The 7706-nt window shown below is 64.6% G+C and carries 9 protein-coding genes; 7 read left to right on the top strand and 2 right to left on the bottom strand.

What is annotated here, in order from left to right; translation table 11 throughout:
- The 3 genes from AC1DSN_RS15255 to AC1DSN_RS15245 form a co-directional block, all read left to right on the top strand.
- Window positions 1-415, top strand: a 415-nt coding sequence (locus tag AC1DSN_RS15255; RefSeq protein WP_477331462.1) for a winged helix-turn-helix domain-containing protein, incomplete at its 5' end; no start/stop codon positions are given.
- Window positions 412-1803, top strand: a complete 1392-nt coding sequence (locus AC1DSN_RS15250; RefSeq protein WP_477296040.1) for a sensor histidine kinase — start codon at window positions 412-414, stop codon at window positions 1801-1803. The genes AC1DSN_RS15255 and AC1DSN_RS15250, both read left to right, overlap by 4 nt.
- Before the next feature lie 74 nt (window positions 1804-1877).
- On the top strand, window positions 1878-2399 hold the full coding sequence (locus AC1DSN_RS15245; RefSeq protein ID WP_213947748.1) for a Dps family protein: 522 nt from the start codon (window positions 1878-1880) through the stop codon (window positions 2397-2399).
- A 45-nt stretch (window positions 2400-2444) separates the two neighbouring features.
- Here AC1DSN_RS15245 and AC1DSN_RS15240 read toward each other — a convergent pair whose 3' ends face one another.
- Window positions 2445-4358 carry a M61 family metallopeptidase gene (locus tag AC1DSN_RS15240; RefSeq protein ID WP_477331460.1) on the bottom strand — a complete coding sequence of 638 codons (1914 nt, stop codon included), beginning with the start codon at window positions 4356-4358 and terminating at the stop codon, window positions 2445-2447.
- Between the two features lie 156 nt (window positions 4359-4514).
- On the opposite strand from AC1DSN_RS15240, the gene AC1DSN_RS15235 reads away from it, so the two are divergent.
- On the top strand, window positions 4515-4964 hold the full coding sequence (locus AC1DSN_RS15235; RefSeq protein WP_213947749.1) for a DUF4442 domain-containing protein: 450 nt from the start codon (window positions 4515-4517) through the stop codon (window positions 4962-4964).
- A gap of 68 nt (window positions 4965-5032) precedes the next feature.
- Here the strand turns inward: AC1DSN_RS15235 and trxA are convergent, their stop codons facing one another.
- Window positions 5033-5905 carry a thioredoxin gene (trxA, locus tag AC1DSN_RS15230; protein WP_063574197.1) on the bottom strand — a complete coding sequence of 291 codons (873 nt, stop codon included), beginning with the start codon at window positions 5903-5905 and terminating at the stop codon, window positions 5033-5035.
- A 102-nt stretch (window positions 5906-6007) separates the two neighbouring features.
- Here trxA and AC1DSN_RS15225 point away from each other — a divergent pair, with 102 nt between their 5' ends.
- The 3 genes from AC1DSN_RS15225 to AC1DSN_RS15215 form a co-directional block, all read left to right on the top strand.
- Entirely contained in the window at window positions 6008-6688 is a 681-nt protein-coding gene (locus AC1DSN_RS15225) for a paraquat-inducible protein A (protein WP_477331458.1), read from the top strand.
- Entirely contained in the window at window positions 6685-7305 is a 621-nt protein-coding gene (locus AC1DSN_RS15220; RefSeq protein ID WP_063573560.1) for a paraquat-inducible protein A, read from the top strand. The genes AC1DSN_RS15225 and AC1DSN_RS15220 overlap by 4 nt, the downstream gene beginning before the upstream one ends.
- On the top strand, window positions 7302-7706 hold a 405-nt coding region (locus AC1DSN_RS15215), incomplete at its 3' end, for an MlaD family protein (RefSeq protein ID WP_477331456.1). The genes AC1DSN_RS15220 and AC1DSN_RS15215, both read left to right, overlap by 4 nt.

The raw sequence follows: 7706 nt of genomic DNA, 5'->3' as shown, positions 1-7706 counted from the left end.
GGATGCGCGCATCCGCGTGCTGGACGCCGGGGCCGACGATTACCTGGTCAAGCCTTTCCACCTGGACGAACTGGCCGCGCGCATTCGCTCGCTGGCCCGACGCGTACGCGGCGATTCGGTCAACCGCCTGGACGCCGGCGCGCTGAGCCTGGACCTGGGTACCTGGGAAGTCATCTGGCACGGCGACAAGGTCGACCTGACCCGGCGCGAGTTCGCGTTGCTGCAGGCGCTGATGGAACGCGCCGGTCGTATCGTCCGGCGCGAGGCCCTGGAGGCATCGCTGTATGGGCCCGAGGCGGCGATGAGTTCCAGTGCGCTCGAGGTGCTCGTGCACGCCCTGCGCCGCAAGCTCAGCCACGATGCCATCCAGACCGTGCGCGGTTTCGGCTACATGGTGCCGCGGGAGCCCAGGTGAAGCCAGGCAGCCTGCGCTCGCACCTCCTGGTCCTGATCATCATCGTGCTCGCGGCGGTGCTCCTGCCCTTGGGCGTGCTCAGCGCCCAACGTACCCTGGAAGAAGTGGACGAACTCTCGGACGGCCGTCTTGCCCAGTCCGCACGTACGCTCGAGGTCCTCGTCCGTCGCATTGGCGTGGACCAACTACGCAACCAGCGCGCCGCCCGTCTGTTGGTGTCGAGCGTGTCCGATCATCCGCAGGAGCTCATCGTGCAGGGTCGCACCTACGAATCGGAGGTCGGTTTCGAGGTGTTCGATCGCGACGGCGCGCTGCTGCTCGCCACCGAGAACCTCGCCCGTCTACCGAATACGCCTGCCGCAGACGGCGCCTTCGAGGACGTCAAGAGCGGCAGGTACACCTGGCGTGTCTTCACCCTGATCATGGAAGACGAGGGCATCACCATTCGCTCGGGTGAGCGCTACGACAGCCGCCACGAAATCACTCGCGCACTCTGGATCGAGCACGGCCTGCCGACCCTCCTGGGCTTGCCTCTTCTCGCGCTCCTCGTCGGCTGGGCGATTCGCCGCGGTCTCCAGCCTTTGGAGACACTGGCTCGCGCGCTGTCGCGCCGCGAGCCGGGTAGCCGGGAGCCAATCCGTCTCGAGCACGCGCCGAACGAGCTGAAACCCGTGCTGGACGCGCTCAACGGCCAGATCGGTCGTCTGGAAAATGCGCTCGAGCGGGAACGCCGTTTCAGCGCCGATGTGGCCCACGAGCTGCGTACGCCCCTGGCCTCGACCATGATCAATCTCGAGAACGCCATGAATTCCGCCCAGCCACACGAGGCCGAGGCAGCCCTGGTCGCGGCGCGCGAGTGCCTGATGTCGCTGGCGCGTCGCACCGAGCAGTTGCTTGCGCTGGCGCGCCTGGAGGTCGGCGCGGCATCGGGTCCACGCAGCCGGGTCGACCTCGGCGAACTGGCGCTGGAAGTCATCGAGGAACTTACGCCACTGATCGGTCGTGGTGGGGTCGAGCTGAGTATCCGCGAACTGCCCGCGGAGCTTGTCATCGAGGGCTACGGTGTCGCGCTCGGCGCCTTGCTGCGTAACCTGCTGGAGAACGCATTCAGGCACGTGCCGGCGGGCGGCCATGTCGAGCTTTCCATCAGTCATAACGATGACGAGGCCGTCATCGAGGTCGTCGACGATGGTCCGGGCATTCCGCCGGAGCGCCGCGCCTCCATGTTCACCCGTTTCCAACGCGGACTGGATACCCAGGGCGAAGGCTTCGGCCTGGGCCTCTCCATCGTCCAGCGTGCCGCCGAACTGCACGGCGCGGACATCCAGTTGCTGGATGCGGAGTCCGGGCCGGGGTTGCGTGTGGTGGTGACACTGCCCTTGGCCTGAGCGCCGGGTACAAAATCTTCAATCCGCGTAACAAAGGCCGGCGCATACTCAGGGGCCCACCGTGGAGCGCAGCAATGAAGAATCCTGAAGCGACCAAAGCCAAGCGCAAAGCCGATCTGCACACGCCCACCGGCCTCGGTGCAGACGCCACCCGCGACATCTCGGCCGAACTCAACGCCCTGCTCGCGGACACGTTCGCGCTTTACCTGAAGACCAAGAATTTCCATTGGCACATGTCGGGCCCGCGTTTCCGCGACCTGCATCTGCTGCTCGATGAGCAGGGTGAGCAGATTTTCAGCATGACCGACGATCTCGCCGAGCGCGTGCGCAAGATCGGTGGGACCACGCTGCGTTCGATCGGGCACATCGCGCGCCTGCAGCGCCTGTCCGACAACGACGCTGACTTCGTGACGCCACAGGACATGCTCGCCGAGCTGCGCGAAGACAACCAGCGCCTGGTCGGATTCCTGCGCGAAACGCATGCGTTGTGCGACGAGTATTCCGATGTCGCTACGGCCAGCCTCATCGAGAACTGGATCGACCAGGGCGAACGCCGCGTGTGGTTCCTGTTCGAAACCAATCGCGAGAACACCTGACCGACCAGGTGGCGCGGCCTCTGCCGCGCCACCTTTCGTGCCGCGCTACTTGCGCGGCGTGGCAATCACGCCGATCAGATCCTTGCCATCGCCGCGGACCAGGTGCGGATACTTCAGGCCGCCGTGGTAATCGACCTTCACCGTGCTGTACTCGTCGATGTTCTTGACCAGGAACTCGATCGGTGTGGTGGTCGACTTCGCATCGGTGACCGCATCCTTTAGTGTCTGGCCGGAGAAGTCCTTGCCGTTGACGGCGACGATGGTCAGGCCCGGCACGAGTCCGGCTTTTGCCGCGGTCCCGTCCCATTGCACGTCCTGGATCACGCCCTTGTCGGATACCTGCACGCCGAGCGAATAGGCGAAGTTGGTCGACTTGCGCAGCGTCTCCGCCGTCTTGTCGAAGCCGCTCGGCTTGTCGTCGTAGACGACCTTCCAACCACCGTTTTCGATGCCATGCTCGGGCAGCGTATTGCCGGTGGCATCGAGTCGCTGGCGAAGGAAGCTCGCCCAGTCATAGGCCTGCACGCCGTTGAGCGTGCTGACAACGTCGTCGAAGGTATAGGTCTTCGTCGCGTAGTTACCGTTGTCCATGCCGTAGAACGCGCGCGCGAAGTCATCGAGCGAATGCTTGCCGCCCGATAGATCACGGATCTTCGTGTCCACATCGAGCCAGAGCAACTGGCCTTCGGGATAGAAGTCCGTTCCGCGACGATAGTTGGACCARCCGCCGGCTCCCGCATAGGTCAGGGGTGCCGCGTCGGCGGTGTCCTGCAGCGAACGCCACGAGCGGCCCGTGCGATTGGACATGCCGGCTGAGATGCTGGCGAGCGAATCGCGCCACTGCTCGGTGGTCCAGATGCCGGAGCGCGCCGCGAGCACGCCGCACCAGTAGTCGGTCAGGCCTTCGTAAACCCAGAGCAGGTCGTCCTGCATCGTTTCAGTGAAGGTCGGCGTCCAGAGGTCGGCGGGCCGGCGGAACTTGCCGTTCCACGAATGCACGTACTCGTGGGGAAGCAGCGTACCGGCGGCGAGATTGACGTCGTTGTCGGTGAGGAAATTGGCGAACAGGCGATCGTCGCTCGACTGGTGGTGCTCGAGGCCGAAGTGCTGTGTGTGATCGGAGTTGATCAGCAGGAAGTCATAGTGGCTGTAGTGATGCGCGCCGAAGAGCTTGTTGGCCTGGACGATCAGCGCACGCTGGCCGGCAATCTGCTTGTCGGTGGCTTTGACGCTCGCGGCACTGTCACCGACGATGTTCAGGTGCACGGCGGGCTGGGCGCCTGGCGAAAGATCCACGCGATTGAAATGACGACCGGCAATCAGCGGGGAGTCGACGAGATTCTCGAAGCTGACGGCCTTGAAGCTCGGCGTCGCGCTGTCGGGTGTGTCCGTCTCCAGTGAGCTGGCGAACTTCCAGCCCGCCGGCAGCTTCACCGTCGGCTGGATCATGATGCGACTGGTGTAGTACCCCGCCGGATAGAACGCCACCTGATTGAATTCGAGCGCGACGAAGTTCGGCGTGGAGGAAGGGCTGGACGAAAAGCCACCCGCTTCACGCGGTGCGAGGAACTCGAAGGCAATGTCGAGTTTGTCCACGCCGGCCGGTACATCCACGTGCAGCGCGTACATTTCCTTCAGGTCGCGACGCCAGGCCAGCGGCTTGCCGTTCGCGGTGATCGCCACGCCGGCCACGTTCTGGATCGGGCCGGTGGGTGAGTGCTCGCCGGGGATCCACTTCGGGTAGAACAGCGTGAGGGGACCGGACGCCACCGGGATGGTCTCGTGCACGTGATAGATGTTTTTCGGCGCGTCGGTCAGGTCCACCGTCAGGCCGAGGGTGCCCTGGTAGGGCTGGTCGACGGGAGCAGGAAGATCCTGGGCGACGGCGGAGGAGCCTGAGAAGGCCATCGCCACGGCGAGGGCGGCGGGCAGGKTGGCACGGCGGAGCGTAAGGCGCATGGCTCGGATTCCGGCGGCGAGTGAGTGCGATCGATGGTAGGCGCGTGGAACGGGGCGGCCCCCTGCCATTGGTCACCCCTCGTTTAAAACGGGGGTCTACGTTCGTCGGCGCGGCGCGACTAGGATGGCTGGCTCCCCGATCCCGAAACCTCCGACATGAAAGCAAGCACCCTGCGGCGCGTCCTCAACTGGTGGCCCCCGTTCCTGTTCGCGGGCGTCCGCGTGCTGCGGCTGGATGACGATTACCGGCAGGCGCGCGTCAGGCTGAAGCTGGCCTGGTACAACCGCAATTACGTGCGCACGCATTTTGGCGGCAGCCTGTTCTCGATGACCGATCCGTTCTGGATGATCATGACGCTGAAGAGCCTGGGCGACGACTACATCGTCTGGGACCAGGCGGGCGAGATCCGTTTCGTTGCGCCGGGGCGTGAGGACGTGTTCGCGGAATTCCGTATCGAGGACGGTGTGCTCGATGAGCTTCGCGCGGCTACCGCAAACGGCGAGAAGTGCCTGCGGTGGTTCGATACGGATGTGCGGACGGCATCCGGGGAACTGGTGGCTTCGGTGCGGAAGCAGCTTTACGTGCGGCGCAAGAAGGGGCGGTGAGGCAAGGCGCTAAGGCATCGCCGACAAATCGGCGATGCTCTTGTGGGAGCCGCTTCAGCGGCGATTCCTCAAAAGACCAGCGAAGCCATCTTCCTACGGTACTGGCTCACCAGCGCCGCATCGTCCAGCGTGGTGAAAGCCGCCAGCAGGCGCTTCTTCGCCTGGCCTTCGTTCCAGTCGCGCTGGCGCTTGAGGATGTCCAGGAACTGGTCGAGACCTGCCGCGGCCTCGCCTTCGATCAGCAGGCGCACACCGAGCAGGTCGCGTGCTTCCCAGTCGGTATCGCTTGCTTGCACCCGCGCCTGCAGCTCCTGGAGCGAGGGCGCACCGGCCAGGGCTCGGGCGAGCTCGAGCTGACTGCGCAGGCGCACGGCGCGCGCGTCGGTGGCGAGGTTGGCGGGCAGGGCGTCCAGCTCGGACTGGGCCGAGGCCACGTTGCCAGCGCGCATCAGGGCGAGCGCGAGGTCGAGCTTGAGCTCGGCACGCTCCGGCTCGGCGGCGATGGCCTGCTGGAGACGGTTGATGGCTTCCTCGGCCGTTTCCGGTGTTGCGGCCTCGGCATCCTCGTCATTGGCCGCCTCGCCTGGCTGCACGCCATGCTTGGTCAGGAATTCGCGGATCTGGCCTTCGGGCAGGGCGCCGGCAAACCCATCCACCACCTGGCCGCCGCTGATCAGGATCACGGTGGGGATGCTGCGCACGCCGAACATCGCGGCGAGCTCCTGCTCGGCGTCCACGTCGATCTTTGCGAGGCGGAAGGCGCCGTTGAACTCCCCGGCGAGCTTCTCCAGGATCGGGCCGAGCGACTTGCAGGGGCCGCACCACTCGGCCCACAGGTCGACGAGGACCGGGGTCGTCAGCGAGGCCTTGATGACATCTTCCTCAAAGCCGGCCGTGGTCGCGTCGAAGATATGCTCGCTACGGGTCTGGGCGCTGGTCACGTGGGGCTCCTGGGACGCTGATTCGATGCCCCATAAATCGGGGAAGAGGCGGAGCATATCAAGCCCGTACACCGATTTAGGACGGATCCTACGTCGCCCGTCATGCGCCGTTTACGCGGATTTGCGATCATAGGCGGGCAGGCCACCGTGGCCTTGAAGCGCCGGGACGGCATGCACCACGCCCAGAACCTGATCATTTGCGAGCACTGCGACTCCGTCTACCAGAAGCGGAAGCTATCGCGTGGGCAGGTGGCCGACTGCACCGTCTGCGGCGCCGTGCTGGAGCGCCATCAGTGGATCGGTGTGGATGGGCAGTTCGCCCTGATCATTGCCGCCCTGATCGTTTTCGTGATCGCCAACGTGTCGCCGATCGTCACCTTGAAGCTTTCCGGCATGGCCGAGACCACCACCCTCTGGGGTGCGGTGATCGCCATGTGGAACGACGGCGCGCAGCTGGTCGCGGCGCTCACGGCGCTGACCCTGTTCTTTTTCCCCCTCAGCCAGCTCGTCATCTTCTGCTGGGTGCTCTGGTTCGCCCGCGAGGGTCGCCGCGCCCCCGGCTTCGCCCAGGCCATGACGGCCCTGGTCAGGGTCAAGCCCTGGAGCATGATCGAGGTCTTCATGCTTGGCACCCTGGTCGCCGTGGTCAAGGCGCATACCTATTTCGACGTGGTGCCGGGTCCGGGCATCTGGGCATTCGGCTTCCTGACCGTGCTGATCACCGTGTTCTCGAGCCACGACACCCGCCACCTATGGGACGTCACCAGGGACGCGAAAGCATGAGCGCACCTCCGCGCGCCCGGGAACTGGGCATGATGTCGTGCCACATATGTCGCCTGGTTACCGCCTACAGCGACGATCCGCACGCGCATTGTCCGCGTTGCCATAGTGCCTTGCACGTGCGCAAGCAGGGCAGCATCGCGCGGTCCTGGGCACTGCTACTGGCTGCGGCGATGTTCTACATACCGGCCAATGTGTTTCCGATCATGCGCACGCAGAGTCTTTCCTCGAAAGACGACAACACCATCCTGAGCGGCATTTTCGAGCTGTGGCGCGCCGGCTCGCCTGGCCTGGCGGTCATTGTCTTCACGGCGAGCATTGTCGTACCCATGCTCAAATTCATCATCATGACCATCTTGCTGGTGTCCGTGCAGCGTTCGAGCGGCCTCGTGTCGAAGCAGCGTGCGAGGCTGTACCGCTTCGTCGAGCTGATCGGCTACTGGTCGATGCTCGATGTGTTCGTCGTGGCGATCCTTTCCGCCCTCGTGCACTTTCAGATTCTCAGCCGCGTCGAGCCCTTGCCCGGCGTGGTCTATTTCGGCGTAGTCGTCGTACTGACGATGCTTTCGGCCATGAGCTTCGATCCCCGTTTGATCTGGGACAACAGGAAATCGCAATGAGCGACACCAACCAAGGAAATACGCCGGCACAGGACGACGACCTGCCGCAGCCGGAGGTGCGCAAGTCGAAGCTCGGCTTCTCGCTGATCTGGCTGGTGCCGATCATTGCCGCCCTGGTCGGTATCTCGCTGCTGGTCACCCACTTCACGTCGGCCGGCCCGAAGATCACGGTGACCTTCCTCACCGCCGAAGGCATCGAAGCCAACAAGACGCAGGTCAAGTACAAGAACGTGGTGATCGGCAAGGTCACCACCATGCGCCTGTCGAAAGATCGCACGCACATTACCGTGGTCATCGACCTGGAAAAAGACGCGGCCGCGTTCGCTACGAAGAACACGCGCTACTGGGTCGTTCGTCCGCGCATCGGCGCGAGCGGTGTGTCGGGTATCGATACGCTGTTG

This window comes from Luteibacter sp. P4_D7_3 (genome assembly GCF_056401735.1).
This window is presented reverse-complemented; position numbering and strand designations above follow the sequence as displayed.